The sequence below is a fragment of the Pseudomonas sp. LARHCG127 genome, from assembly GCF_052871455.1.
This window is the reverse complement of the sequence record NZ_JBIXJT010000014.1, coordinates 79,734-106,002: the sequence shown is the minus strand read 5'-3', so window position 1 is coordinate 106,002 and position 26,269 is coordinate 79,734. Positions and strand designations below refer to the sequence as shown.

The following is a 26,269-nucleotide window of genomic DNA, read 5'->3' as shown; positions in this document are numbered from 1 at the left end:
TGAAGGGCGGCTGGCGAGCGGCGGATTGACCGATATCTCCACTGTGGGAGCGAGCTTGCTCGCGATGGCGGCGTGTCAGTCGACATCAATGCAACTGGCCTTCCGCTATCGCGAGCAAGCTCGCTCTCACATTGGCTCTGTGTTTGGCTGGCGTTATCCGCGTTTGATCAAGCCCCAAGTCCCCAGCACCGTGGGTATGCCCAGCCCAACCCAGCTCACCGCATCCCAGCCTCCGTCACCGAGCAATGCACTGAACAATCCCGCAGCGCTTAGCGCACCAATCATCACGGGAATACCAAACACCTTCCAGAAATTCGACTGCCGAGGCCTCACGAAGCAACCTCCGCGCCGACGGTTGCACGTTTGGCGGCCTTGCGCCGAACCACCCACAGATACACGCCGCTGCCCAGGACAATGATGGTCAGGACATCGAGGGTCGCCCAGAAGATCTGCATCGGCCGGCCACCGTAGTCGCCGAAGTGCAACGGCAGGGACAGGCTCATCATGTCCATGTACCACGGTCGTTCGGCGACGGCGGTGACGTCCAGGGTGGTGGCATCGATCAGCACGGGCGTGAGCAGGTGCGAGGTCAGGTGGGTGTCACCTTTCATGAACACGCTGTAGTGGTGCTCACTGGAGAACAGCGTACCGGGGAAGGCGATGAAGCTGGGCTCCATGCCCGGCGCGACGTCCTTGGCGATGTCCAACAAGCGCGTGGCAGGAGCCAGTTGGGTCAGCGGCGGGGCGTTGCGGTAGGGTTCGACCATGGCACTGAGGCTGTCGTTGCGCCACGCCGCGATGAGCAGGTCGGCGCACGCGGCGATGACGCCGGTCACGCCCACGGTCAGTGCCCAGACCAGCGTGACCACGCCGATCAGGTTGTGCAGGTCGAGCCAGCGCAGGCGCGTGGATTTGTCCTGGCGCACCGTGGCGAACTTCAAGCGGCGCATGAACGGTAAATACAGCACCACCCCGGAGACGATGGCAATCACGAACAACAGCCCCATGAAGGCCAGCAGCAGCTTGCCCGGCAAGCCGGCGAACATGTCCACGTGCAGGCGCAACATGACCATCATGAAACCGCCATTGGCCGAGGGCATTTCCAAGGCTTCGCCGGTGCGCCCGTCGAGCATGAAGGTGTGGGAGGAATTGGGTTCGGTGCCCGGCGTCGGCGCCATGATGGTGATGACGCCGTTGGGCTCGTCCTCGTCCCAGCCAAAATACTGGACCACTTCACCTGGGCGATGGGCCTTGGCTTTTTCCACCAGTTGCTGCAAGTCCAGCGGCGGCGTGCTGGCCGGCATCTCCCGAAGCTCGGGGGCGTCGCCCAGCAGGTGTTCGATTTCATGGTGGAAGATCAGCGGCAGCCCGGTGATCGCCAGCATCAGCAGGAATACGGTGCAGATCAGGCTGGTCCAGGTGTGGATGAAGGACCAGCGGCGAATGGTTTTGCTTTTCATGAGCGATCCGAATGCAAGAGGGCACCTGGGGATAACACTGTTCACCTGGAGGACAGCCATTGTGGCGAGGGAGCTTGCTCCCGCTGGATTGCGCAGCGATCCCAAGCTTTTGGGGCTGCTGCGCAGCCCAGCGGGAGCAAGCTCCCTCGCCACGGTTTTCCTTACATGAACAGCTTCGCCAATTGAGCACCCTCAAAAGGTTTTGCAAATGCTAACCGTTTACCATTTGTAATTCACGCTGGCGACGACATTACGTTGGTCACCGTAGTAGCAGTAGAAGCCGTCGCAAGTGGACAGGTAGTCCTTGTTGAAGATGTTTTTGGCATCCACCGCCACCGTGACGCCCTTGAGGGTCTTGTTCAAACGACCCAGGTCGTAATGGGCCGAGGCGTCGTACACGGTGTAGGACCCGACATGGCCCCAGTCGGTGTTGGTGGTGTTGCCGTAGGTGTCGCCGACATAACGCACACCGGCGCCGACACCGAAGCCATCCAGCGGGCCGTTGTGCCAGGTGTAGTCCGCCCAGGCAGTGGCCTGGTTACGCGGCACCTGGGCCATGCGCTTGCCTTCTTCAGCCGCGGTGCCCTTGGTGATTTCGCTGTCGTTGTAGGTGTAGGAACCGACCAGTTTCAGATTGTCGGTCACGTTGCCCGAGGCTTCCAGTTCCACGCCCCGTACTTGGACTTCACCCACTTGGCGGGTGACATTGTTTTCGGTCACGGAGTTGTTTTTCTGGGTCAGGTCGAACACCGCGGCGGTCAGCAAGGTCTTGGTGCCGGGCGGTTGGTACTTGATACCGGCCTCGTACTGTTCGCCTTCGGTCGGCTTGAACGCTTCGGTGCTGTTGACGATTGAACCTGCCGCCGCCTGGAACGACTGGGCGAAGGAAAGGTACGGCGTCACACCGTTATCGAAGACGTAGCTCAATGCCGCGTTGCCGCTGAATTTCTTGTCGCGCTGGGTGTTGGTGACGTTGTTCAGGTTGTGGAACACGGTGCCGGTGTGAATCCAGTCTTCACGACCACCGAGGGTCAGGCGCCAGTTGTCCAGGGCAATCTGGTCCTGGACGTACAGGCCGGTCTGGTGGGTCTTCTGGTTGTAGTCATACATGGTGAAGTACTGGACGTTGGAGAAATCCTGTCCATAGGTAGGGTTGTGGATGTTGCTGGTCGGCACGCCAGTCGAACCCCAATCCCAGCGCGAATTGCTGTTGGAGCGCTGGTGATCCAGGCCCAGCAGCAGGGTGTGGCTGAGGGCGCCGGTCTGGAAGTCGGCCTGGAAGTTGTTGTCCACGGCGAACTGGCTGATGTCTTCATTGATGACGCTGGCGCTGCGCTTGACGTTGCCGTCGGCGTCCACCGATTGGTCGGGGCCGTCTGGCCAGAATTGGCCGCCAGCCGAGATACCTTGGGTTTCCAAATCGCTCTTGGTATAGCGCAGGTTCTGGCGGAACTGCCAGGTATCGTTCAAGCGATGTTCAAACGCATAACCGAGCGCGTAGTAGGTGCGGTCGTAGAATTCCCAGTCCGGATCGCCCAGGTTCTTGTGGTGGGAAATCTTGCCCGCCGGCGAGGACAGCTTGGTGCCTTGCAGTGGCAGGAATTGCCCGGTGATGCCGGTGTCGTCGCGGGTGTATTGCGACAGGAAGGTCAGGCGCGTGTCGTCGTTGATGTTCCAGGTCAGGCTCGGCGCGAGGTTGTAGCGCTTGTCCGGGATGTGATCGACCTGGGCGTTGCTGTCGCGCACGGTGCCGCTGACCCGATAGAGGAACTGGCCTTCGTCATCGACCTTGCCGGTGCTGTCGAAGTTGATCTGCTTGTGTTCGTAGCTGCCGGCCTGCAGCTCGACTTCATTGCTGCTTTCGGCTTGTGGGCGGCGGCTGACCATGTCCAGCATGCCGCCGGGTGGCGTCTGGCCGTAGACCGACGAGGCCGGGCCACGCAGCACGGCGATGCGCTCAAGGTTCCAAGGCTCGATTTTCGGCGTGATGTAGTTGCCCCTGGGCAGCGGCAGGCCATCGAGGAACTGGGTCGGCACGAAGCCGCGCACCAGCAGCCAATCGTTACGCGAGTCCGAGCCGTAGCCGCTGCTCTGCACACCGGCGGTGTAGCGCAGCGCGTCGTTGAGGTTGAGCACGGAGCGGTCTTCCATCTGCTGGCGGGTGACCACGGAGACGGAGCGCGGCAGTTCGACGACCGGCGTATCGGTCTTGGTCCCGGCGGCGGTGCGGGTGGCGGCGTAGCCCTCGGTCGGGCCCCACGCGGTTTCACTGAGACCGGCGCCGATCACGCTGGTTTCCGGCAGGGCCATGACCCCTTCAGGCATGGCCACCAGGCTGTAGGTGCCGGCGCTGCTTTGTTCCAGTTGCAGGCCGGTGCCGCGCAAGGCCTCGCGCAAGGCGCCGGTGGCGTCGAACTGGCCTTGGACCGGGGCCGAGGTCTTGCCCGAGGCCAGGGACGGATTCAGGCTCAGCGCAAGGCCGGCCTGGCTGGCAATCTGGTTCAGGGTGCTGGCCAGGGGCGCGGCGGGCAGGTTGTAGGCGCGCACGCTGGTGGCCTGTTCGGCGGCCAGCAGGGGGGCGCTGGTCAACGGGGCGGCAAAGGCAATGGCAACGGCCAACAGGCTGGGGCGCAACAGGGTGTCTAGCGGGCGGGACATACGGCGGCTCCTGAATGGAAATATTTCTCAATTGCCTGAGTGCCGGATGAAAATCGAAAAGTGATAGGGCTGGATGAAAATAATTTAGATTCTGTTTGCGGGCGGTGGTTTTTTGGTGGGACGAATGGCCTCATCGCGAGCAAGCTCGCTCCCACATTGGAATACGAAGCCCTGTGGGAGCGAGCTTGCTCGCGATGAGGCCATCACTGACAACAATGTGCTTCAGGGCTTGGTTTCAGCCCGCGGCCCCACCACCACCCACCACCGCGTGTGATGCTCGACCTGCACCGGCAAGGTCGGCAGCAAGGCGGTCAGGGCCAGGTCGGTGTCGTGCAGCGGGAAACTGCCGGTGATGCGCAGGTCGGCCACTTGTGGTTCCACGCCCAGGTAGCCGCGCCGGTAACGGCCCAACTCATGGACCAGGTCTTCGAGGCGGGCGTTGTCCACCACCAGCATGCCGCGGGTCCAGGCGTCGGCGCCGGGGTTCAGGGCGATGGTAGGGCCGAGACCGTCGTGGCGCATCAGCACTTGTTGGCCTTCGCGCAGGATCTGTTCGACGTCCGTGGCCTGGGGATGCGCCGCCACGGCGGATTTCAACACGCTCAGGCGCGTGCCTTCGTCTTCACGCTTGACCAGGAATCGTGTGCCCAAGGCACGCAGGCTGCCTTCGCGGGTCTCGACGATGAACGGACGCGGGTCGTCGTGGCCGGTCTCCACCAGGATCTCGCCTTCCTGCAGGATGATGCGGCGCTGTTTGTCATCGAAACGCACGTCCAGCGCGCTGTGGGTGTTGAGGTTGATCAGCGTGCCGTCGGCCAGGCGCAGGGTGCGTTGCTCGCCCGTCGCGGTGCGCTGGTCGGCCAGCCAATAGTCCAACGGCAGGTAACGCTCCCCGGCAAACAACGCCAGGCCGATGGCCGCGACAACGCTGGCAAGGCCGCTGCCCACCTTGCGTATCCGCCGGCGAATGCTCACCCGCGATTGCAGCAACGCCGCCCGCGCCGGCCCGTTGGCCAAGCTGAAGCGCTGGTCGAGCATGCCTAGCTGTCGCCAGGCCCGGGCGTGTTCTTCATCGGCGGCATGCCAGCGGGCGAACGCTTCCCGCTCCTGGGCGCTGCTCGAGTCCAGGGACAACTGCCAGGCGATGGCGGCGTCCAGCACGCTGGCCGAGACCGGTTTGGCATGGACCTGGTTCACGTCGGTTCTCCATACAGGGCGATGTAGCACTGGCGGATGCCCTGCGCCAGATACTGCCGTACCCGCGGCACCGAAACCCCCAGGCGCTCGGCAATTTCGGCGTGGCCGAGGCCGTCGAGGCGGTTATAGAGGAAGGCTGCGCGGGCCTTGCTCGACAGTTTGCCGAGCAGGCGGTCGATGGCCTTGAGGTCTTCCAGGATGATTTGCTGTTCTTCCACCGAGGGCTGCTCGGCCTCGGGGATCAGCATCAGTTCGGTGAGGTAAGCCTGCTCCAAGGCTGCGCGCCGGAAATAATCGAACAGCAGGCCCTTGGCGATGGCCACCAGAAACGCCCGGGGCTCGCGGGGTGCTTTCAGTTCCTCGCGACCCAGCAAGCGCACGAAAGTGTCCTGGCTCAGGTCCTCGGCCCGGTGCGCACAGGCCACGTTGCGTCGCAGCCATGCCAATAGCCAAGCGCGATGGTCACGGTACAACGCACCAACCAAATCACTATGGGGAGTGGGGACTGACGACACGGATCATCACCGATGTTTTAAGTAACGAGAATTGTTCGCGATTGTGGCAGAGGGTGGGGAGGGAAAGCAATTGGCGCTGGTCGGGACGAACGACTCAACACCCCTGTGGGAGCGAGCTTGCTCGCGATTGCGGTGAATCAGCTGCGTTGACATCGACCGACACTGCGCTATCGCGAGCAAGCTCGCTCCCACAGGGAGGGCTTTATGTGCCCAAGGCTTCTAAAGCGAAGGCGCCTGCTGCCGCCGTTTCCACTGGCCCAGGCGCTGTTGCAGCTCAAGCGCACTGTGGATCTGTTGCTGACGGGCGCGGCTGAACAGGATCAGCGCCAGTTCCGCCGTGGCCAGGGCGTCGGCGCTGGCGTTGTGGCGGTCGAAGACTTGCAGCTTGAACCAGTCGATCCACTCGTCCAGGCCGGACCTGCGCAGATGGGCCTGGGGGCAAAGCATCGGGGCCAGGTCCGCCACGTCGAGAAACGGATGCTGCAGGCGATAGCCCAGGTAGTCTTTCAAGGCGCGCCCGAGCATGTGGGAATCGAACGGCGCGTGAAAGGCCAACAGCGGACTGTCGCCGATGAATTCCATGAACGCCAGCAGCGCCTCTGCCGGGTCGCTGCCAGCGGCAATGGTGCTGGGGGCCAGGCCATGGATCAACACGCTTGGCCCGAGTTTCTGCTTATCGCATTGCAAGGTCCGTTCGAACTGTTGGCTGAAGTCGATGGCGCCGTCTTCAATGACCACCGCGCCGATGGACAGCACTTGGTCCTTGTTCAGGTTCAACCCGGTGGTTTCCAGATCCACCACGACCCAGCGTTGCTCCCGCAGGTTGCTTTCACTCAGCGGCGAAGGCGCGGGGAGGCGCTCCAGGCGCTGTTGCAGCGCATCGGGTACCGTCGGTTGGGCCGGGCGCAGCCAGGAAAAAATACTCACAACTGATACCTCAGCGTCAGGCTGCTTTGCAGGCGTTGGGCTTGGCGCAAGGATTCACGCAGGATGCGTCGATCCAGATGGTTGAGGCTGTCGGGGTCTACGCGGTTGGAATAAGGCAGGTTCTCGCGGGTTTGCAGTTGATGTTGCTGCATGCGGGTCTGCTGGATGAAGTGATAGGCCTCTTCATAGGCCGCGCCATCGAGCGGTTCGATCACCTCCTTGACGACCAATTGCCGCAAGCGCTCCAAGGTGTTGTTGGCTTCGATGCCGTTGGCCAGTGCCAGCAGGCGGGCGCCATCGACGAAGGGTGTCAGGCCCTGCACTTTCAAGTCCAGGGTTGCCTTTTCACCATTCTTGCGGCTCAGCACGAAATCCCTGAAGCGGCCCACGGGCGGGCGATGGCGCAGCGCATTCTCGGCCATCATGCGCTGGAACAAGCGATTGTCGGCCACCTGGCCGAGGATCTGCTGGCGCAACTGCTCGCAGCCTTGCTCTTCGCCCCAGACCACCCGCAGGTCGAAATAGATGCTCGAGCCCAGCAGGTTTTCCGGCGTCGCTTCACGAATGAATGCCGAGAAGCGCCGGGCCCATTCGGCGCGGGACAGGCACAGCTCGGGGTTGCCGGCCATGATGTTGCCCTTGCACAAGGTGAAGCCGCACAGGGCCAGGCTCTGGTTGATCTGTTGGGCGATGGGCAGCAGCAAGCCACGAATCTGCGCGGCATGGGCGGCGTCCCGGGCGTCGAACAACATGCCGTTGTCCTGGTCGGTGTGCAGGGTTTGCTCGCGCCGGCCTTCACTGCCGAAACACAGCCAACTGAACGGCACGCCCGGGTCGCCCTTGTCGGCCAGGGTCAGTTCGATGACGCGGCAGACGGTGTGATCGTTGAGCAGGGTGATGATGTGGGTGATCTGGGTCGACGACGCACCATGGGCCAGCATGCGTTCCACCAGTTGTCCGATCTCACCGCGCAGGGCCACGAGGTTTTCCACCCTGGGGGCGTTGCGGATGGTCCGGGCCAGGTGCACCAGGTCGACGCGCTGCAAGGAAAACAGATCGCGCTCCGACACCACGCCACACAGGCGCTGGTCCTTGACCAGGCAGACGTGGGCGATGTGGCGCTCGGTCATGGCGATGGCCGCGTCGAAGGCGCTGTGGTCCGGCGAAAGGAAGAAGGGTGCTTGGGTCATATGTCCTACGATGGCCTGGGAAAAGTCCCCGGAACCATCGGCCACAACCTGTCGGAGGTCGCGCAGGGTGAAAATCCCCACCGGCGCTTTTTGCTCATTCACCACCACGATGCTGCCGACCTGCTGCTCATGCATCAGCTTCACGGCTTCGCGCAGCGGTGTGTCCGGGCTGCAACTGACCGGGTGGCGCATCGCCAATTCACCCAGTCGGGTATTGAGGGAGTATTGGGTGCCGAGGTTTTGCGCCGATTTTTGCTGGACCTGTTGGTTGACCTGGTCGAGCAAGCTGCTGACCCCGCGCAGGGCGAAGTCGCGAAACGGGCCGGACAAGGCGAACAGCTTGATGAAGGCGAGTTTGTTCAGTTGCAGGCAGAACGTGTCTTCGCCGGCCCGGTGCTCGGTGCGCGTGGCTCGCTCGCCCAGCAGCGCGGCGAGGGGGAAACATTCGCCGGTAGTGATCTCGAAGGTGGTCTCGGTGCCACCCTTGGCCGAATGCGGACGTTCGCCCACCACCCGGCCCTGCTTGACGATGTAGAAGTGTTCCACCGGGCCGTCGGCCGGCTTGATGATGGTGTCACCGGGTGCGTAGAAACGCAGCAGGCATTGCTCCACCAGATAGGCCAGGTGGGCGTTTTCCATTTGGTTGAACGGGGGAAAGCGCTGGAGAAACTGCAGCGTCCCCTGGATGTTTTGCAACACCGCGGTTTTCCCTGCCTGGATGAAGGCGTCCGCTTTTTTCATAACCATTACGCAGTCTTATTCGAATTGTTGTGGTCGGATCTGTTTCCCATGGTCGGCCCCTCAGCGCAGGGTGCCCATTGGACGTAAGTCTAGGTCGGTACCTAAGGCTGGCTTACGGAAAAGTCCTACGCTAGACGTCAGAAAAATCTTCGTTGAATGTTCTTGGAAAAAAATCCGACGAAGTGCACATTGAAGCGCCTCGGAACGATGTCTGACCACTGTGCCAGGGGATCGATTTATAGAACGTAGAGAGCACCATGTCCGACCACGATATTTTGAGTGATGCCGAGCGCGAGGCGCTGAGTGCCGTCATGCTGGAACCTGACCTGCCGCCGCAGCGCGTCTTGATCGTTGACGACGACAAGGACGCACGGGAGCTGTTGTCGGAGATCCTGGCATTGGACGGGATTCACTGCATGACCGCCGCCAGTGGCGAAACGGCACTCAAGATGCTGGAAACCAAGCCGTCGATCGGTCTGCTGATCACCGACCTGCGCATGGGCAACGTCGATGGCCTGGAGCTGGTGCGCCTGGTGCGCGAGTCCGAGCGGGCGGCATTGCCGATCATCATCGTCTCGGGCGATGCCGACGTGAAGGATGCCATCGAAGCCATGCACCTGAGCGTGGTGGATTTTTTGCTCAAGCCGATCGATACCGAAAAGCTGTTGGGGTTGGTCAAGCATGAGTTGGGGATGGATCTCTAGCCCATCTTCTTCAATCGTGCCGAAGTGCTTTTGTGGCGAGGGAGCTTGCTCCCGCTGGGCTGCGAAGCAGACCCTTTTTCCAGAACTCGGAATCTAATTGACTGTATTGCGGTCGCTGCGCGACCGAGCGGGAGCAAGCTCCCTCGCCACAAAAACAGTCAGGTGTTGCAAATGAAAAAGCCCTGATCGAGAGATCAGGGCTTTTTTGTGTGCCGCGTCTACCGCTCAATCACAACCCATTGGCTGCCTTGAACTCACGACGACGGCGGTGCAGCACCGGCTCGGTGTAGCCATTCGGCTGTTTGGTGCCTTCGATCACCAGCTCGACCGCCGCCTGGAAGGCGATGTTGCTGTCGAAGTCTGGTGCCAGCGGGCGGTACAGCGGATCGCTGGCGTTCTGGCGGTCGACCACCGGCGCCATGCGCTTGAGGCTTTCCATCACTTGCTCTTGAGTGACGATGCCATGGCGCAGCCAGTTGGCGATGTGCTGGCTGGAAATACGCAGCGTCGCACGATCTTCCATCAGGCCGATGTCATTGATGTCCGGAACCTTGGAGCAACCGACGCCCTGGTCGATCCAGCGCACCACGTAGCCAAGGATGCCCTGGGCGTTGTTGTCCAGTTCGTTCTTGATCTGCTCCGGCGTCCAGTTCGGGTTGACGGCCAGCGGGATGGTCAGGATGTCATCCACCGACGCGCGGGCGCGCTTGGCCAGTTCGGCCTGGCGGGCGAACACGTCGACCTTGTGGTAATGCAGCGCGTGCAGGGCGGCGGCGGTCGGCGAGGGAACCCACGCGGTGTTGGCGCCGGCCAGCGGGTGAGCGATTTTCTGTTCGAGCATCGCCGCCATCAGGTCCGGCATCGCCCACATGCCCTTGCCGATTTGCGCGCGGCCTTGCAGGCCGGTGCTCAAACCGATGTCGACGTTCCAGTTTTCATAGGCGCCGATCCACTTCTCGGCTTTCATGTCGGCCTTGCGCACCATCGGGCCGGCTTCCATGGAGGTGTGGATTTCATCGCCGGTACGGTCGAGGAAGCCGGTGTTGATGAACACCACGCGCTCGCTGGCGGCCTTGATGCAGGCCTTGAGGTTGACCGTGGTACGGCGCTCCTCGTCCATGATCCCGACCTTGAGGGTGTTGCGCGGCAGGTTCAGCACGTCTTCGACGCGACCGAACAGCTCGTTGGTGAACGCGGCTTCTTCAGGGCCGTGCATCTTCGGCTTGACGATGTACACCGAACCAGCGCGGCTGTTGCGGCGCGAGGTGTTGCCGTTGAGGCTGTGGATCGCCGCCAGGCTGGTGACCAGGCCGTCGAGGATGCCTTCCGGCACTTCGTTGCCATCCTTGTCCAGTATCGCGTCGATGGTCATCAGGTGGCCGACGTTGCGCACGAACAGCAGCGAGCGGCCGTGCAACGTGACGCTCGAACCGTCGACGGCGGTGTAGACACGGTCAGGGTTCATGGTCCGGGTAAACGTCTGGCCGCCCTTGGCGACTTCTTCCGACAGATCACCCTTCATCAGGCCGAGCCAGTTGCGGTAGATCACCACTTTGTCATCGGCATCGACGGCGGCGACCGAGTCTTCGCAGTCCATGATGGTGGTCAGTGCGGCTTCCATCAGGATGTCTTTGACACCCGCGGCGTCGGTCTGGCCGACCGGGGTGCTGGCATCGATCTGGATTTCGAAGTGCAGGCCGTTGTGTTTCAGCAGCACGGCGGTCGGTGCCGAAGCATCGCCCTGGAAACCGATCAACTGGGCATCGTCACGCAGGCCGCTGTTGCTGCCGCCCTTGAGGGTGACCACCAGTTTGCCGTCGATGATTTTGTACGCGGTGGAATCGACATGGGAGCCGGCCGCCAGGGGCGCCGATTCGTCGAGGAAAGCACGGGCGAAGGCGATGACCTTGTCGCCGCGGACCTTGTTGTAGCCTTTGCCTTTTTCCGCACCATCGGCTTCGCTGATGGCATCGGTGCCGTACAGCGCGTCATACAACGACCCCCAGCGGGCGTTCGAGGCGTTGAGGGCGAAGCGGGCGTTCATCACTGGCACCACCAGTTGCGGGCCGGCCATGCGGGCAATTTCGTCATCGACGTTTTGGGTCGTGGCCTGGAAATCCGCCGCTTCTGGCAGCAGGTATCCAATGTCTTGCAGGAAGGCTTTGTAAGCCACGGCGTCGTGAGCCTGGCCGGCACGGGCCTGGTGCCAGGCATCGATCCGCGCCTGGAAATCATCGCGTTTGGCGAGTAGGGCTTTGTTCTTCGGGGCCAGGTCGTGGATGACCTTGTCGGCACCGGCCCAGAACGCGTCGGCGGTGAGGCCGGTTCCGGGAATGGCTTCGTTATTCACGAAGTCGAACAGGACTTTGGCGACCTGCAGGCCACCGACTTGAACGTGTTCAGTCATTGCTTGCCTCACTCTGCTCAGCTATTTCGCTTTTCAGCTCTTCGATTTTGACAATGAAGCCTCGGGACATTTAAACCACAAACCCCGGAACCAGTACATGCCATCGCTGGCGGCTGGGTATTCAAGCCTTGCTGACGGGGCTTTTCAGGGATGCGACTGGCCTTAAGCAGACATCGGTACAACAGGGGTATCGCGATTATGTAGTGCGCGCTGCGGAATACTACATGATCAATTGCGGTTGTGAAAATTAGACTAATTGCGTCGTTCCGCGACCGACTAAAGTGTTACGGTCACGTCGGGACACGGGATGTTCTCAAAAAACAGAGTGATTGTTCCAGATAATTTTAGGTTTCGTGCACAAACCCCCTGGGCGCGGGTGTGTGCACCCCCTTCTGTGCGAAGCACTGATCCAACCCTTCTGGGCCCGCTACGCGGTCCAGCGGGAGCAAGCTCCCTCGCCACGAAAGCGCGACCGTGTTGATTTTCTGCCTTGCCTATACTGTCTCTTCCATCAACAAGAGGACTGCGCCATGGACCACCTCGTCATCACTGTTTTCGCCCCGGACAAGCCCGGGCAGGTCGAGCGCATCGCCGATTGCATCGCCGCCCATGGCGGTAACTGGCTGGAGAGCCGCATGTCGCGCTTGGCCGGGCAGTTTGCCGGGATCCTGCGAATCAGCGCCCCGGCCGAGGCCCATGAAGAATTGATCGAAGCGCTGCAAGGGTTATCGGCCCACAGTATTCGTGTGTTGATCGCGCAAAGCCCCGTCGAGGAGTCCTGCTCCTGGAAACCCATCACCATGGAGCTGGTGGGCAATGATCGTCCCGGTATCGTGCGGGACATCACCCGGTTGTTGAGCGAGCAGGGCGTCAATGTCGAACGCTTGGTGACCCATGTCCGGCCGGCACCGATGAGCAGCGAGCTGCTGTTTCATGCCGAGGCGTTCCTGGGCGTGCCCTTGACCCTGTCGCTGGAGGCGTTGCAGGAACGCCTTGAGACCTTGGCCGATGAGTTGATGGTAGAACTCAAGTTCAGCGACGAAGCGTGACGAGGGTTATCCAAGGAAAAACTGCGCCTGCCTGTGGATAACCTGTAGAGACCTAGCCCCAGCCCAGGCCTGCCGGGGCTCAGCGGCAGATGATCAAAAAATCACCAGTTTTCAAGGGCTTGTGCACAAACGGCGGGGATCACGCTGTGGATAACCTTGGGAAGGATAAGCGCAGGCCACGCCAGGCGTGGCCTGTAGAGATTTGTATGTTTTTTGATCAGTTACGTCGGCGCATGCTGATCACGGCATCGACGCTGTACACCGCCAGCCCGGCCCAGATAAACAGGAACGCTACCAGCGTGCTGGACGACAGATGCTCACCGAACAGCAGCACGGCGAGCAACAGCACCAGTGTCGGCGCGATGTACTGGAGAAAACCGATGGTCGTGTAGGGTAAATGCCGGGTTGCGGCGTTGAAACACACCAACGGCACCAGCGTCACGGGGCCGGCCGCTACCAGCCACCAGGCTTCGGAGGTGGTCCAGAATGCCGCCTGGGCACTGGTGGCCGTGGGGTTGAACAGCAACCAGGCGATGGCGATTGGCACCAGCATCCAGGTTTCCACCACCAGTCCCGGCAAGGCCTTGACCGGCGCCTGTTTGCGGATTAGCCCATAGAAACCGAAGGTCAGCGCCAGCACCAGCGACACCCACGGCAGGCTGCCCACTTGCCAGACCTGCTGCGCCACGCCGACTGCCGCCAATCCTACCGCCAGCCATTGCATGCGGCGCAGGCGCTCACCGAGGATCAACATGCCCAGCAACACGTTGACCAGCGGGTTGATGTAATAACCCAGGCTGGCTTCGAGCATGCGCTCGTTATTCACTGCCCAGACGTAGGTCAGCCAGTTGGCCGCGATCAGCGTCCCGCTCAGGGCGAGGATCGCCAGGCGTTGTGGATTGTCCCGCAGTTCGCGCCACCAGCCCGGGTGTTTCCACACCAGCAGCAACGCCGCGCCGAACAGGGCCGACCACAGCACCCGGTGGATGATGATTTCCACCGACGGCACGCTGGCGATGGCCTTGAAGTAGATCGGGAACAGACCCCAGATGATGTAGGCACTCAGGCCCAGGATGTACCCGCGACGCGGGTTGGCGGCTTGCATGCAGAATCCTTGCTTAGGCAGCTAACAAAGGGTGATTGTAAGGAGATTTGTCTGGTTGTGCTGTGAACCTTGTTAGGAAGTGGTTCCACCGCAGGCCCCCTGTGGGAGCGAGCTTGCTCGCGATGGCGGTGGAACAGCCGCCATTTATATTGACTGACACGCCATTATCGCGAGCAAGCTCGCTCCCACAGGAGATTTGCGGTGGCTGTTGGGGCCGAGACCAATCAGAACAGCTTCAACGGCTCTTCATTGAGCGCCGCCAGTTGCTCGCGCAACGCCAGCACCTGGTCGCCCCAGTAGCGTTCGCTGCCGAACCACGGGAAGCTGCGGGGGAAGGCCGGGTCGTCCCAGCGCCGCGCCAGCCAGGCGCTGTAGTGCATCAGGCGCAGGGCCCGCAGCGGCTCGATCAGCGCCAGTTCACGGGGATCGAAATCATGGAACTCCTGGTACCCGTCCATCAATTCCGACAACTGTCCCAGGCATTCCTGGCGATCGCCGGCGAGCATCATCCACAAATCCTGCACCGCCGGGCCCATGCGGCAATCGTCGAGGTCGACGATGTGGAACACCTCATCGCGGCACATCATGTTGCCGGGATGGCAATCGCCGTGCATGCGGATGTTCTGGTGGGGTGTGGCGGCGTAGACCTCTTCGACGCGCTTGAGCAGGTCCCGGGCGACCGACTCGTAGGCCGGCAGCAGGCCGCGGGGGACGAAGCCGCTTTGCAGCACTGTCTCCAACGAGTCGTGGCCGAAATTCTTCACGCCCAAGGCTTCACGGTGCTCGAATGGCCGGGTCGCCCCGAGCGCGTGCAGGCGCCCAAGCAGTTGTCCCAGGCGATAGAGTTGGTCGAGATTGCCCGGCTCCGGCGCTCGGCCGCCGCGACGGGGAAACAGGGTGAAACGGAACCCGGCGTGCTCGTGCAGGCTGGCGCCGTTGTGGATCAGCGGCGCCACCACGGGCACTTCGTAGTCTGCAAGTTCGAAGGTAAAGCTGTGCTCTTCCAGGATCGCTTCGTTGGTCCAGCGCTGGGGGCGATAGAACTTGGCGATCAGCGGCTCGGAATCTTCGATGCCGACTTGATAGACGCGGTTCTCGTAGCTGTTGAGGGCCAACACGCGGGCGTCGCTGAGAAAGCCGATGCTTTCAACGGCATCGAGCACCAGGTCGGGCGTGAGGGTTTCGAACGGATGGGACATGCTGACTCCTGCGCAGCGGCAGGGCTGCCGCGTCCGGCCCAGCATGGTAGCGCAGACAGAGGCAGATAGGTGGTGGCTGTGGTGGCTGTACTGAAGCTATCGCGAGCAAGCTCGCTCCCACAGGGATAGACGGTACGCCGAAGATCCATTGTGGGAGCGAGCTTGCTCGCGATGAGGCCCAATCAGGCGCCGATGACTCCGCCATCCTCCCGGGTGATCACCATCACCGACGAGCGCGGCTTGCCGTTGGGCAGGTGCTCAGGGAAAGTGGAGCCGCCGCTGGGATGCTGGATCCCGACGAACAGCGTCTTGTAGTCCGGCGCGAAACTGATCCCGGTCACTTCGCAGCCTACCGGCCCGACCATGAAGCGGCGGATCTCACCGCTGTTGGGGTCGGCGCACAGCATCTGGTTGTTGCCCATGCCCGCGAAGTCGCCTGCGTTGCTCGAGTCACCGTCGGTCTGGATCCACAGCCGCCCGGCCTTGTCGAAGCCCAGGCCATCGGGGCTGTTGAACATGTTCTGCGGGTTGATATTGGACGACCCGGCCTTCGGCGTACCCGCGTGTACCGTTGGGTTGCCGGCGACCACGAACAGGTCCCAGTCGAAGGTCTTGGAGGCGTGGTCGTCACGGTCGGTGCGCCAGCGCAGGATCTGCCCATAGACGTTCTTGGCCCGCGGGTTCGGCCCGTCCACTGGCTGGCCGGCATCGCCACGCTTGGAGTTGTTGGTCAGGGTGCAATAGACCTGGCCGTCCTTGGGGCTGACCACGATCCACTCCGGGCGGTCCATGCGCGTGGCGCCAACGGCAGTGGCGGCCAGGCGCGCATGGATCAACACCTCGGCCTGATCAGCGAAACCGCTGCTGGCGTCGATGCCGTTCTTGCCATGGGTCAATTCGATCCATTGGCCTTTGCCCTTGGGATGGTCCGGGTTGCCGTCGCCGGCATCGAAGCGCGCCACGTACAAGGTGCCATGGTCCAGCAGGTTGCGGTTGGCCTTGGCATTGCGATGGTTGATGCGCTCGCGGCTGACGAACTTGTAGATGAACTCGCCACGTTCGTCATCGCCCATGTACACCACGGCGCGACCGTCATTGGTCTGCGCAAGGGCCGCGTTTTCATGCTTGAAGCGGCCCAGGGCGGTGCGCTTCACCGGGGTGGACTCTGGATCGAACGGATCGATTTCCACTACCCAGCCGTGGCGATTGAGTTCGTTGGGGTTCTTCGCCAGATCGAAACGCGGGTCGTGCAAGTGCCAATTGATTTCGCTGCTGGTGACGGTGGCGCCATAGCGTTTTTGTGCCGCGTCGAATTGCAGGTCCGACTTGCTGCTGCCGAAGCAGTCAGTGAAGTTCTCTTCGCAGGTCAGGTAGGTGCCCCACGGGGTCATGCCGTTGGCACAGTTCTGGAACGTGCCGAGCACTTTCTTGCCACTCTTGTCGGCGCTGGTCTTCAGCAGATCGTGGCCAGCGGCCGGGCCGCGCAGGCGGATTGGCGTGTTGCCGTGGATCCGGCGGTTGTAGCGCGAGTCCTGGACGAATTGCCATTGGCCGCGACGGCGCTGGATTTCGATCACCGACACGCCTTCGCTGGCCTGGGCCTTGCGCACGTCTTCGGCCGACTGCGGTTGGCCGCCGTGAGGGAACAGGTATTGGTAGTTGGTGTACTCGTTGTTGATCGCCAACAGCGCCCGGTTCTTGTCGCCGGGGAATTCGAACAGGCTCATGCCGTCGTTGTTGTCGCCAAACTGCACTTCCTGTGCACGGGCGGTGCCATTGCCGCTGGGGTCGAACGCCGGTGCATTTTTCTTCAGCGGCTGGCCCCAACTGATCAGCACCGAGGCCTTGTAGCCTGGCGGCAAGGTAATGGTGTCGGCGGTGGAGGCGGCAATGCTGTTGAAGCCCAGCATGCTTTTATTGCCTTCGCTCACGGCGGCCGCCATGACGCTGCGGCTCAGCAGGTTGCCGCCCAGGAACATCGCCGCGCCGCACAGGGCGCCAGCGCCGATGAAACGGCGACGGCTCAGGCCGACGATCTTTTCCAGGTCGGTGGATTGGTTTTCTTCTAATAGGCTCATCATCAGGCTCCCTGCTGGTTTTGGCAGTCACCTTAAAGCGGGTCGATGAAACTATTGTTGCAACGCGCTACAGCGGTGTGCCGAGCAGCACATTTGTCGCTGAAAACGTCACTTGCACAGGCGAGCCGGTTGCCAGGTCCTGCGCTTGCAACTGTAGCGGATCGGCCAGGGCGCACAGCGTCTGGCCGTTGGGCAGGCCGATGCGCACTTCGCTGGGACCGTTTTCGGCGGCGTCGACCTGCTCGATCACGCCGCGCAAAATATTGATCCCCGGTTTTTCCCCTTGCTCGACAGGATGCAATTGCAGCCAGCCGGCCTTGATCAACGCCACCACGTCGGTGCCGACTCCCAACTCCAGGCGCAATGTGCTGTCGTGGGTGATCTGCGCTTCGATGACCAGGCCCCGGGCCAGCTCCAGGCGTACCCGGTCGTTATGTCCCTGGGCCTCGATGCCCAGGACTTTGCCGTGCAATTGATTGCGGGCGCTGGTGCGCAGCATCAGGCGGCTGAGCAGGCCCAGGTCGCCAGCGTCTTCGCTGGCTTCGAGCAGTTGCACCTGCAGTGCTTGCAGGCGCAGATACAGGCGCAGCACCCGTTGGCCTTCCTCCGACAGCTTGGCGCCGCCACCGCCCTTGCCGCCGACGCTGCGCTCCACCAGCGGTTGATCCGCGAGGTTGTTCAACTCATCGATGGCGTCCCACGCCGCCTTATAGCTCAGGCCCGCGCTCTTGGCGGCGCGGGTGATCGAACCTTGTTCGGCGATGTGCTGCAGCAGGGCGATGCGTTGAGGTCGCCGGACGATGTGCTGGGTCAGGAGCGTGGGCAATGACATGACAGAAAACTGCGTGCGAAGGTCGATGGGCGGACGTTGGCGCCTTGGGCGCGGCACGTCAAGCCGGCTCACCGGGTTTCGGCGTGCGGGCCAGGCAGTACACATCGACCCGCGCGGCGCCGGCATCGAGCAATAGAGCCGCCAGCGCCTGGGCGGTGGCGCCGGTGGTGAGCACATCGTCGACCAATGCCAGGTGACGGTCACGCAACGTTGCCTGGGGCACCAGGGCAAAGGCCTGGCGCAGGTTATGTCGTCGGGCCTTGGCATCGAGGGCCTGTTGGGCGGGGGTATCCTGGGTGCGGCGCAGCAGGTTTTCTTCGCAAGGGATGGCCAACGATCCACTGAGCCAGCGGGCCAGCAGCGCCGCTTGGTTGAAACCCCGCTGGCGCAGGCGTCGCGTCGCCAGTGGCACCGGTACCAAGGCGTCGGGCCGTTCCAGCCCTTCGTCGAAATGATGTTGCAGCGATTGCGCCAGCAGTTCGCCCAGCAGCCGGCCGAGAGGCCATTTCGCCTGATGCTTGAAACGGGTGATCAGGCTGTCCACCGGGAAGTCATAGGTCCAGGGCGCCAGGACCCGTTCGAAGGCCGGCGGTCGCGAGGTACATTGGCCGCAACGCAACCCGGCCATGGGCAACGGCAGGGCGCAGACGCTGCATTGATCGCCGAGCCAGGGCAGCTCGCTTTCGCAGGGGGTGCAGATAGGCTGCGGCGTATCGGTGCTTTCGCCACACAGCAGACAGAATTGTTTGTTTTTTAACCAGATGTAAACCGGTCCTTTGTATCGTGGTTGACAGCGCATGACTCTTCCTTAAATATGCCGAACATCCGTGTCGCGCCTGTGGGTATTCCATGCCCCAGGCGCCAGCCAAGCATAATCAAGGAAATGCCCATGAGCGCCAGCACCACTGCCAACCTGCGTCATGACTGGTCTTTGGCCGAAGTCAAAGCACTCTTTGTCCAGCCATTCAATGACCTGTTGTTCCAGGCGCAGACCGTGCACCGCGCGCACTTCGACGCCAATCGCGTCCAGGTTTCCACGCTGCTGTCGATCAAGACCGGCGCTTGCCCGGAAGATTGCAAATATTGTCCGCAGTCCGGTCACTACAACACCGGGCTGGATAAAGAGAAATTGCTCGAAGTGCAGAAGGTCCTCGAAGAGGCTGCACGGGCCAAGGCCATCGGTTCGACCCGTTTCTGCATGGGCGCGGCGTGGAAGCACCCGTCGGCCAAGGACATGCCGTATGTGTTGGAAATGGTCAAGGGCGTGAAGGCCATGGGCCTGGAAACCTGCATGACCCTGGGCCGCCTCGACCAGGAGCAGACCGAAGCACTGGCCCAGGCTGGCCTGGACTACTACAACCATAACCTCGACACCTCGCCGGAGTTCTACGGCAGCATCATCACCACCCGCACCTACAGTGAGCGCCTGCAAACCCTGGCCTACGTGCGTGATTCGGGAATGAAGATCTGCTCCGGCGGGATCCTGGGCATGGGCGAGTCCCTGGATGACCGCGCCAATCTGCTGATCCAACTGGCGAACCTGCCGGAGCACCCGGAATCGGTGCCGATCAACATGCTGGTCAAGGTCGCCGGCACGCCGCTGGAGAATGCCGAAGACATCGATCCGTTCGATTTCATCCGCATGCTCGCCGTGGCGCGGATCATGATGCCCCAGTCCCACGTACGTCTTTCCGCCGGTCGCGAAGCGATGAACGAGCAAATGCAGGCCCTGGCATTTTTTGCCGGCGCCAACTCGATTTTCTACGGCGACAAGCTATTGACCACCGCCAACCCGCAGGCCGACAAGGACATGCAGTTGTTCGCACGCCTGGGCATCCAACCCGAAGCCCGCGAAGAACATGCTGACGAAGTGCACCAGGCGGCCATTGAACAGGCGTTGGTGGAGCAGAAGAGCAGCGAGCAGTTCTACAACGCCGCTGTTTGATCACGCACCGATTCCCGGATTGGCATGCAAGGCCCTGTGGGAGCGAGCTTGCTCGCGATGGCGATGGAACATTCAACATTTATGTCGACTGGCTCACCGCTATCGCGAGCAAGCTCGCTCCCACAAGGGGCTTTGGCCAATCCTTAAACAGTTGAGGCCTGCATGCCCTTCGATCTCGCCGCACGCCTGGCTGCCCGTCGTGCCGACAATCTCTATCGCCAGCGCCCGCTGCTCGAAAGCCCCCAGGGCCCGGAAGTGGTGGTGGACGGCCAGCCCCTGCTGGCGTTCTGCAACAACGATTACCTGGGCCTGGCCAACCATCCGCAAGTGATCGAGGCCTGGCGCGCGGGGGCGGCCCGTTGGGGCGTCGGCGGTGGCGCTTCCCATCTGGTGATCGGCCACAGCGGTCCGCATCACGCCCTGGAAGAAGCCTTGGCCGACCTGACGGGGCGTCCGCGAGCGTTGCTGTTCACTACCGGTTACATGGCTAACCTCGGCGCGGTCACCGCGCTGGTGGGGCAGGGCGACACGGTGCTGGAAGACCGTCTCAACCACGCCTCGTTGCTCGACGCCGGGCTGCTGTCCGGTGCGCGCTTCAACCGATACCTGCACAACGATGCCCGGAGCCTGGCCCAACGCTTGGAAAAAGCAGTGGGCAACACCCTGGTGGTCACCGACGGTGTTTTCAGCATGGATGGCGATGTGGCCGATTTGCCGGCGCTCGCCCGTGAAGCCAAGGCCAAGGGCGCCTGGCTGATGGTCGACGATGCCCACGGTTTCGGTACGTTGGGCGTTGCCGGCGGCGGTGTCGTCGAACATTTCGGCATGAGCCGGGAGGACGTGCCGGTGCTGGTCGGCACGTTGGGCAAGGCGTTTGGCACGGCCGGTGCCTTTGTGGCGGGCAGTGAAGAACTGATCGAAAGCCTGATCCAGTTCGCGCGCCCCTACATCTACACCACCAGCCAGCCGCCGGCCCTGGCCTGCGCCACCCTCAAGAGCCTCGAACTGCTGCGCAGCGAACATTGGCGGCGCGAACACTTGCAGGTGCTGGTCCGCCAGTTCCGCCAGGGCGCCGAGCAGATCGGCCTGCAACTGATGGACAGCTTCACGCCGATCCAACCGATCCTGATTGGCGATGCGGGGCGGGCCATGCGCATGTCGCAGATGCTGCGTGAGCGCGGGCTGATGGTGACGGCGATCCGTCCACCCACCGTGCCGGCCGGCAGCGCTCGCTTGCGTGTGACCCTGACCGCCGCCCACAGCGAGGCCCAGGTGCAGCTATTGTTGAATGCACTGGCCGAGTGTTTTGCCCTGTTGGGGCCGGAGCCAAGCCATGCGTGATCGACTGATTCTAATACCCGGTTGGGGCTTGGGCGTTTCACCGCTGGAACCGCTGGCGGCGGCCCTGCAAGGACTCGATGAACACCTGCGGGTGGAAATCGAACCGTTGCCGGCATTGCTGTCGAGCGATCCCGATGAATGGCTCGAAGAGTTGGACGCCACCGTGCCCCAGGACGCCTGGCTCGGCGGCTGGTCCTTGGGCGGCATGCTGGCCTCGGCGCTGGCGGCGCGTCGGGGTGAGCGCTGCTGCGGCTTGTTGACCTTGGCCAGCAATCCGTCCTTTGTCGCCCATGAACAATGGCCGAGCGCGATGGACGGCCAGACCTTCGATGGCTTTCTCGCCGGCTGTGCGGCCGACCCACGCCAGACTCTCAAGCGTTTCAGCTTGCTGTGTGCCCAGGGCTGCGCCGATCCGCGCGGCTTGTCGCGGTTGCTGTTGGCCGGGGCGCCGAACACTTCGCCCGAAGTGCTGATGGCCGGGCTCGAGCTGCTGGCGCAATTGGACATTCGCGCTGCATTGCAGAGCTTTCGCGGCCCGCAATTGCATCTGTTTGCCGGGCTCGACGCCTTGGTGGCGGCTGAGGCTGCGGGTGATTTGCTGGCCTTGTTGCCGGATGTCGAAATCGGCCTGATCGAACAGGCCGGCCACGGATTTCTTCTGGAAGACCCCCATGGTGTAGCGGGGGCGATCCAGGCTTTTTTGCATGAGTCCGGTGATGACTGATTTGTCTCTTCCCCCTTTGCCTGGTGCCTTGCCTGACAAACGCCAGGTGGCGGCTTCGTTTTCCCGGGCGGCGAGCAGCTATGACAGCGTGGCCGAGCTACAGCGCGACGTCGGCCAGCAATTGCTCGACCGCTTGCCGCCTTCGTTCATGCCGCAACGTTGGTTGGACCTGGGTTGTGGCACCGGCTATTTCACCCGCGCCCTGGGCGCGCGTTTCGGCGCGAGCAGAGGCCTGGCGCTGGATATCGCCGAAGGCATGCTCAACCATGCTCGACCCCAAGGTGGCGCCGCGCATTTTATCGCTGGTGACGCCGAGCGGCTGCCTTTGCAGGCGGCGAGCTGCGACCTGGTGTTCTCCAGCCTGGCGGTGCAATGGTGCGAGGATTTTGCCGCGGTGCTGAGAGAGGCGTATCGGGTATTGAAACCGGGCGGAGTGTTGGCCTTTACCAGCCTCTGCGTAGGTACGTTGTACGAATTGCGCGACAGTTGGCGTCAGGTGGATGGCTTGGTGCACGTCAACCGTTTCCGTGGATTCGAGACGTATCAACAGCTTTGCGCGGCCAGCGGGTTGAACGTTGTCAGTCTTGAAAACCGTCCCCATGTGTTGCATTACCCCGACGTGCGCAGCCTGACCCACGAATTGAAAGCACTGGGCGCCCATAATCTGAACCCTGGTCGGCCTGGCGGCTTGACGGGCAGGGCGCGGATCCTCGCGCTGGTTGAAGCTTATGAGCAGTTTCGTCAGGCACAGGGGCTGCCCGCGACTTACCAAGTGGTCTACGCCGTTTTGGAGAAACCGCTATGAGCCAGGCTTATTTCATTACCGGCACCGACACTGATGTCGGCAAGACCACCGTCGCGGCGGGCCTGCTACACGCGGCGCGGCAGGCCGGCATGAGCACGGCTGCCGGAAAACCCGTGGCCTCCGGCTGCGCCGTGACGCCCAAGGGCCTGCGCAACGCCGATGCCTTGGCCTTGCTGGCGGAATGCTCGATACCGTTGACTTATGCACAGGTCAATCCGGTGGCGTTCGAGCCGGCAATCGCGCCGCACTTGGCCGCCCGGGAGGCCGGTGTTGCGTTGACGGTGCAGTCGCTGTTGGGGCCGATGCGCGAAGTGCTGGCGCTGGACGCCGACTTCACGTTGATCGAAGGCGCGGGCGGTTGGCGCGTGCCGCTGGTCGGCCAGGATAACCTGTCCGACCTGGCGATAGCGCTGGGCTTGCCGGTGATCCTGGTGGTGGGTGTGCGCCTGGGTTGTATCAGCCACGCCTTGTTGACCGCCGAGGCGATCGCCCGTGATGGCTTGCCGCTTGCCGGTTGGGTCGCGAACATCATCGACCCGGCCACCTCGCGCCTGGAGGAAAACCTGGCAACCTTGGCCGAGCGACTTCCGGCGCCTTGCCTGGGCAGGGTGGCGCGGATCCAGAGCGTGACGGCTGAAGCCGTGGCCGAACACTTGCAATTGGATCTGCTGGACTGACACCCCCCAGCAAGGTTTTGCCTATGGCAAGGCACTGTGCCATTAGTGTTTTTGTCGGGCCTTTTCCCTGGCCTTCTGATTCAATGGCCACTGTCGACCCTTCAAGAAGACGAACTCTGCCATGGAAATCTCAGGAAGCACCGCGTTCTACGCCGGTCTGAGCACGATTCAGACAGGGCAGAACCGTGTCGATCAGGCCGCGGGCCAGATCGCCAACAATACGATCGAGCGTTCGGTCACCAGCCAGTCTTCCGAAGTCCAAGTGGATCGCTTGCGGTCAGTGGATCGCAGCCAGCAGTCGGACCTGGCCAGCAACGTGGTCGAAATGGCCCAGGGCAAGTCCCAGGTGGAATTGGGTGTGAGCGTCGCCAAGGCATCCGACGAAATGCTCGGTACGTTGATCGATACCTTTGCCTGATCCTGTTCTTCCAGGATTACGAAAACGCCGCGATTATTCGCGGCGTTCTTGTCTCTAACGTCTTATTGCTCAACTAATCTTTTCCTACGCGCATCGCGGAACCTTCATTGCGACGGATTTCCCGTGTCCGACATTTTCTTCGGCTGATGACGAACGGCAAAAGATCGGCGCTTGACAAGATTTGGGCGTAAACGTATGTTTCAAACAACTGTTTGACCGCTACAACAAATCCACGCGGTCGTTCATTCCCGGTTACATCAGCAGAGGTTTATCGCTATGCCTGACTACAAGGCCCCCTTGCGTGATATTCGCTTCGTTCGTGACGAACTGCTTGGCTACGAAGCGCATTATCAGAGCCTTCCGGCTTGCCAGGACGCAACTCCGGACATGGTTGATGCCATTCTCGAAGAAGGCGCCAAGTTTTGTGAGCAGGTGCTGGCTCCGCTGAACCGCGTGGGTGACATCGAAGGTTGCACCTGGAGCGAGTCCGGCGTGAAAACCCCGACCGGTTTCAAGGAAGCCTACAAGCAATTCGTCGAAGGCGGCTGGCCAAGCCTGGCCCATGACGTCGAGCATGGTGGTCAAGGCCTGCCGGAATCCCTGGGCCTGGCGGTCAGCGAGATGGTCGGTGAAGCCAACTGGTCGTGGGGCATGTACCCGGGCCTGTCCCATGGCGCGATGAACACGATTTCCGAGCACGGTACGCCCGAGCAGCAAGAGGCCTACCTGACCAAACTCGTTTCCGGCGAATGGACCGGCACCATGTGCCTGACCGAACCGCACTGTGGCACCGACCTGGGCATGTTGCGCACCAAGGCCGAGCCTCAGGCAGACGGTTCCTATAAGGTTTCCGGTACGAAGATTTTCATCTCGGCCGGTGAACACGACATGGCCGACAACATCGTCCACATCGTGCTGGCACGCCTGCCCGACGCACCGGCCGGCACCAAGGGCATTTCCCTGTTCATCGTTCCCAAGTTCCTGCCTAACGCCGACGGCACCATCGGCCAGCGCAACGCGGTGAGCTGTGGTTCCCTGGAACATAAGATGGGCATCCACGGCAACGCCACCTGCGTGATGAACTTCGACGCGGCCACCGGTTTCCTGATCGGCCCGGCGAACAAAGGCCTGAACTGCATGTTCACCTTCATGAACACCGCGCGTCTGGGCACTGCGCTGCAAGGCCTGGCCCACGCCGAGATCGGCTTCCAGGGCGGCCTGAAATATGCCCGTGACCGCCTGCAAATGCGCTCCCTGACCGGCCCGAAAGCGCCGGACAAGGCCGCTGACCCGATCATCGTCCACCCCGACGTGCGTCGCATGCTGCTGACCATGAAAGCCTTCGCCGAAGGTAACCGGGCGATGGTCTACTTCACCGCCAAGCAGGTCGACATCGTCAAATACGGCGTGGATGAAGAAGAGAAGAAAAAAGCCGATGCGTTGCTGGCGTTCATGACCCCGATCGCCAAGGCTTTCATGACCGAAGTCGGCTTCGAATCGGCCAACCACGGCGTGCAGATCTATGGCGGCCACGGCTTCATCGCCGAGTGGGGCATGGAGCAGAACGTTCGCGACAGCCGCATTTCGATGCTGTACGAAGGCACCACCGGCATCCAGGCCTTGGACCTGCTGGGTCGTAAAGTGCTGATGACCCAGGGCGAGGCGCTCAAGGGCTTCACCAAGATCGTCCACAAGTTCTGCCAGGGCAACGAAGGCAACGAAGCGGTCAAGGAGTTCGTAGAACCCCTGGCTGCGCTGAACAAGGAATGGGGCGAGCTGACCATGAAGGTCGGTATGGCAGCCATGAAGGATCGCGAAGAAGTCGGTGCGGCCTCGGTGGACTACCTGATGTACTCCGGCTATGCCTGCCTGGCTTACTTCTGGGCCGACATGGCGCGCCTGGCGGCGGAAAAACTCGCCGCCGGCACCACCGAAGAAGCCTTCTACACCGCCAAGCTGCAGACCGCGCGCTTCTACTTCCAGCGCATCCTGCCGCGTACCCGTACCCATGTGGCAACCATGCTGTCGGGCGCCAACAACCTGATGGACATGAAAGAAGAAGACTTCGCGCTGGGCTACTAAGCCTAAGCGGTTCTTCACACAGCCGCTGCTTCTTCGGGAGCAGCGGCTTTTTTGTGGCCGCTGTAAATCCCATAGCCACCGCAGGCGCTTGTGGGAGCGAGCTTGCTCGCGATAGCGGTGGATCAGCCATGCAAGTTTTGATTGGACCAATGTCATCGCGAGCAAGCTCGCTCCCACAGTGGGTCAACTGTGATCCTGAAACAATATTCATCCAA

The 26,269-nt window shown here is 62.1% G+C and carries 22 protein-coding genes; 9 read left to right on the top strand and 13 right to left on the bottom strand.

Annotated features, from left to right (window positions below; translation table 11 throughout):
• Nucleotides 1-153: 153 nt before the first annotated feature.
• The 7 genes from ACIPQ1_RS22535 to ACIPQ1_RS22505 all read right to left on the bottom strand — a co-directional run bounded on the left by ACIPQ1_RS22535 (nucleotide 154) and on the right by ACIPQ1_RS22505 (nucleotide 8,688).
• Nucleotides 154-333 (bottom strand): hypothetical protein, encoded by a 180-nt coding sequence (locus tag ACIPQ1_RS22535; protein WP_411385814.1) that lies wholly within the window; start codon nucleotides 331-333, stop codon nucleotides 154-156.
• Nucleotides 330-1,460: a PepSY-associated TM helix domain-containing protein gene (locus ACIPQ1_RS22530; RefSeq protein ID WP_411385813.1), complete on the bottom strand. Its 1,131-nt coding sequence runs from the start codon at nucleotides 1,458-1,460 to the stop codon at nucleotides 330-332. Before ACIPQ1_RS22530 ends, ACIPQ1_RS22535 begins: the two co-directional genes overlap by 4 nt.
• Nucleotides 1,461-1,679: 219 nt before the next feature.
• Nucleotides 1,680-4,118, bottom strand: coding sequence for a TonB-dependent siderophore receptor (locus ACIPQ1_RS22525; protein ID WP_411385812.1), 2,439 nt, complete (start codon nucleotides 4,116-4,118; stop codon nucleotides 1,680-1,682).
• Between the two features lie 222 nt (nucleotides 4,119-4,340).
• On the bottom strand, nucleotides 4,341-5,315 hold the full coding sequence (locus tag ACIPQ1_RS22520; protein ID WP_446534803.1) for a FecR domain-containing protein: 975 nt from the start codon (nucleotides 5,313-5,315) through the stop codon (nucleotides 4,341-4,343).
• The gene (locus ACIPQ1_RS22515; RefSeq protein WP_018607416.1) at nucleotides 5,312-5,830 is read right to left on the bottom strand and encodes an RNA polymerase sigma factor; all 519 of its coding nucleotides are present in this window, start codon (nucleotides 5,828-5,830) and stop codon (nucleotides 5,312-5,314) included. Before ACIPQ1_RS22515 ends, ACIPQ1_RS22520 begins: the two co-directional genes overlap by 4 nt.
• Before the next feature lie 219 nt (nucleotides 5,831-6,049).
• Entirely contained in the window at nucleotides 6,050-6,757 is a 708-nt protein-coding gene (locus tag ACIPQ1_RS22510) for a 3'-5' exonuclease (protein WP_446534802.1), read from the bottom strand.
• Entirely contained in the window at nucleotides 6,754-8,688 is a 1,935-nt protein-coding gene (locus ACIPQ1_RS22505; RefSeq protein ID WP_446534813.1) for a putative nucleotidyltransferase substrate binding domain-containing protein, read from the bottom strand. Before ACIPQ1_RS22505 ends, ACIPQ1_RS22510 begins: the two co-directional genes overlap by 4 nt.
• A gap of 257 nt (nucleotides 8,689-8,945) precedes the next feature.
• Between ACIPQ1_RS22505 and ACIPQ1_RS22500 the strand changes: the two genes are divergently transcribed.
• The gene (locus ACIPQ1_RS22500) at nucleotides 8,946-9,392 is read left to right on the top strand and encodes a response regulator (protein WP_053126003.1); all 447 of its coding nucleotides are present in this window, start codon (nucleotides 8,946-8,948) and stop codon (nucleotides 9,390-9,392) included.
• A 229-nt stretch (nucleotides 9,393-9,621) separates the two neighbouring features.
• Here ACIPQ1_RS22500 and ACIPQ1_RS22495 read toward each other — a convergent pair whose 3' ends face one another.
• Nucleotides 9,622-11,799: a malate synthase G gene (locus ACIPQ1_RS22495; protein ID WP_446534801.1), complete on the bottom strand. Its 2,178-nt coding sequence runs from the start codon at nucleotides 11,797-11,799 to the stop codon at nucleotides 9,622-9,624.
• A gap of 530 nt (nucleotides 11,800-12,329) precedes the next feature.
• Between ACIPQ1_RS22495 and ACIPQ1_RS22490 the strand changes: the two genes are divergently transcribed.
• Complete coding sequence (locus tag ACIPQ1_RS22490; protein ID WP_250962107.1) at nucleotides 12,330-12,848, top strand: glycine cleavage system protein R; 519 nt, start codon at nucleotides 12,330-12,332, stop codon at nucleotides 12,846-12,848.
• 217 nt (nucleotides 12,849-13,065) lie between these two features.
• Here the strand turns inward: ACIPQ1_RS22490 and rarD are convergent, their stop codons facing one another.
• The 5 genes from rarD to ACIPQ1_RS22465 all read right to left on the bottom strand — a co-directional run bounded on the left by rarD (nucleotide 13,066) and on the right by ACIPQ1_RS22465 (nucleotide 18,861).
• A complete protein-coding gene (rarD, locus tag ACIPQ1_RS22485) occupies nucleotides 13,066-13,953 on the bottom strand; it encodes an EamA family transporter RarD (RefSeq protein ID WP_446534800.1) in 888 nt (295 codons plus the stop codon).
• 224 nt (nucleotides 13,954-14,177) lie between these two features.
• Nucleotides 14,178-15,152: a serine/threonine protein kinase gene (locus ACIPQ1_RS22480; RefSeq protein WP_186729618.1), complete on the bottom strand. Its 975-nt coding sequence runs from the start codon at nucleotides 15,150-15,152 to the stop codon at nucleotides 14,178-14,180.
• 182 nt (nucleotides 15,153-15,334) lie between these two features.
• A complete protein-coding gene (locus tag ACIPQ1_RS22475) occupies nucleotides 15,335-17,230 on the bottom strand; it encodes a PhoX family protein (RefSeq protein WP_411385807.1) in 1,896 nt (631 codons plus the stop codon).
• Nucleotides 17,231-17,297: 67 nt separating this feature from the next.
• Entirely contained in the window at nucleotides 17,298-18,062 is a 765-nt protein-coding gene (locus tag ACIPQ1_RS22470) for a TOBE domain-containing protein (RefSeq protein WP_250962111.1), read from the bottom strand.
• A 58-nt stretch (nucleotides 18,063-18,120) separates the two neighbouring features.
• Complete coding sequence (locus tag ACIPQ1_RS22465) at nucleotides 18,121-18,861, bottom strand: double zinc ribbon domain-containing protein (RefSeq protein WP_411385806.1); 741 nt, start codon at nucleotides 18,859-18,861, stop codon at nucleotides 18,121-18,123.
• A 90-nt stretch (nucleotides 18,862-18,951) separates the two neighbouring features.
• Here ACIPQ1_RS22465 and bioB point away from each other — a divergent pair, with 90 nt between their 5' ends.
• From bioB to ACIPQ1_RS22430, 7 genes are all read left to right on the top strand, one after another.
• Nucleotides 18,952-20,007, top strand: a complete 1,056-nt coding sequence (gene bioB / locus ACIPQ1_RS22460; protein ID WP_014340550.1) for a biotin synthase BioB — start codon at nucleotides 18,952-18,954, stop codon at nucleotides 20,005-20,007.
• A 162-nt stretch (nucleotides 20,008-20,169) separates the two neighbouring features.
• Complete coding sequence (gene bioF, locus ACIPQ1_RS22455) at nucleotides 20,170-21,348, top strand: 8-amino-7-oxononanoate synthase (protein ID WP_411385805.1); 1,179 nt, start codon at nucleotides 20,170-20,172, stop codon at nucleotides 21,346-21,348.
• Nucleotides 21,341-22,072 (top strand): alpha/beta fold hydrolase, encoded by a 732-nt coding sequence (locus ACIPQ1_RS22450; RefSeq protein ID WP_411385804.1) that lies wholly within the window; start codon nucleotides 21,341-21,343, stop codon nucleotides 22,070-22,072. The genes bioF and ACIPQ1_RS22450 overlap by 8 nt, the downstream gene beginning before the upstream one ends.
• Nucleotides 22,065-22,877 carry a malonyl-ACP O-methyltransferase BioC gene (gene bioC, locus ACIPQ1_RS22445; protein WP_411385803.1) on the top strand — a complete coding sequence of 271 codons (813 nt, stop codon included), beginning with the start codon at nucleotides 22,065-22,067 and terminating at the stop codon, nucleotides 22,875-22,877. Before ACIPQ1_RS22450 ends, bioC begins: the two co-directional genes overlap by 8 nt.
• On the top strand, nucleotides 22,874-23,554 hold the full coding sequence (gene bioD, locus ACIPQ1_RS22440; protein ID WP_250962116.1) for a dethiobiotin synthase: 681 nt from the start codon (nucleotides 22,874-22,876) through the stop codon (nucleotides 23,552-23,554). The genes bioC and bioD overlap by 4 nt, the downstream gene beginning before the upstream one ends.
• A gap of 121 nt (nucleotides 23,555-23,675) precedes the next feature.
• Nucleotides 23,676-23,972, top strand: coding sequence for a pyrroloquinoline quinone biosynthesis protein PqqE (locus tag ACIPQ1_RS22435; RefSeq protein ID WP_446534799.1), 297 nt, complete (start codon nucleotides 23,676-23,678; stop codon nucleotides 23,970-23,972).
• A gap of 276 nt (nucleotides 23,973-24,248) precedes the next feature.
• Complete coding sequence (locus tag ACIPQ1_RS22430) at nucleotides 24,249-26,054, top strand: phenylacyl-CoA dehydrogenase (protein ID WP_053125979.1); 1,806 nt, start codon at nucleotides 24,249-24,251, stop codon at nucleotides 26,052-26,054.
• Nucleotides 26,055-26,269 lie beyond the last annotated feature (215 nt).

Excerpts from the sequence above, each read along its gene's own strand:
- ACIPQ1_RS22530 (WP_411385813.1), bottom strand. The coding sequence starts at position 1,460 with ATGAAAAGCAAAACCATTCGCCGCTGGTCCTTCATCCACACCTGGACC.
- ACIPQ1_RS22525 (WP_411385812.1), bottom strand. The coding sequence starts at position 4,118 with ATGTCCCGCCCGCTAGACACCCTGTTGCGCCCCAGCCTGTTGGCCGTT.
- ACIPQ1_RS22505 (WP_446534813.1), bottom strand. The coding sequence starts at position 8,688 with ATGAAAAAAGCGGACGCCTTCATCCAGGCAGGGAAAACCGCGGTGTTG.
- ACIPQ1_RS22500 (WP_053126003.1), top strand. The coding sequence starts at position 8,946 with ATGTCCGACCACGATATTTTGAGTGATGCCGAGCGCGAGGCGCTGAGT.
- ACIPQ1_RS22495 (WP_446534801.1), bottom strand. The coding sequence starts at position 11,799 with ATGACTGAACACGTTCAAGTCGGTGGCCTGCAGGTCGCCAAAGTCCTG.
- ACIPQ1_RS22490 (WP_250962107.1), top strand. The coding sequence starts at position 12,330 with ATGGACCACCTCGTCATCACTGTTTTCGCCCCGGACAAGCCCGGGCAG.
- rarD (WP_446534800.1), bottom strand. The coding sequence starts at position 13,953 with ATGCAAGCCGCCAACCCGCGTCGCGGGTACATCCTGGGCCTGAGTGCC.
- ACIPQ1_RS22480 (WP_186729618.1), bottom strand. The coding sequence starts at position 15,152 with ATGTCCCATCCGTTCGAAACCCTCACGCCCGACCTGGTGCTCGATGCC.
- ACIPQ1_RS22475 (WP_411385807.1), bottom strand. The coding sequence starts at position 17,230 with ATGAGCCTATTAGAAGAAAACCAATCCACCGACCTGGAAAAGATCGTC.
- ACIPQ1_RS22470 (WP_250962111.1), bottom strand. The coding sequence starts at position 18,062 with ATGTCATTGCCCACGCTCCTGACCCAGCACATCGTCCGGCGACCTCAA.
- ACIPQ1_RS22465 (WP_411385806.1), bottom strand. The coding sequence starts at position 18,861 with ATGCGCTGTCAACCACGATACAAAGGACCGGTTTACATCTGGTTAAAA.
- bioB (WP_014340550.1), top strand. The coding sequence starts at position 18,952 with ATGAGCGCCAGCACCACTGCCAACCTGCGTCATGACTGGTCTTTGGCC.
- bioF (WP_411385805.1), top strand. The coding sequence starts at position 20,170 with ATGCCCTTCGATCTCGCCGCACGCCTGGCTGCCCGTCGTGCCGACAAT.
- ACIPQ1_RS22450 (WP_411385804.1), top strand. The coding sequence starts at position 21,341 with ATGCGTGATCGACTGATTCTAATACCCGGTTGGGGCTTGGGCGTTTCA.
- bioC (WP_411385803.1), top strand. The coding sequence starts at position 22,065 with ATGACTGATTTGTCTCTTCCCCCTTTGCCTGGTGCCTTGCCTGACAAA.
- bioD (WP_250962116.1), top strand. The coding sequence starts at position 22,874 with ATGAGCCAGGCTTATTTCATTACCGGCACCGACACTGATGTCGGCAAG.
- ACIPQ1_RS22435 (WP_446534799.1), top strand. The coding sequence starts at position 23,676 with ATGGAAATCTCAGGAAGCACCGCGTTCTACGCCGGTCTGAGCACGATT.
- ACIPQ1_RS22430 (WP_053125979.1), top strand. The coding sequence starts at position 24,249 with ATGCCTGACTACAAGGCCCCCTTGCGTGATATTCGCTTCGTTCGTGAC.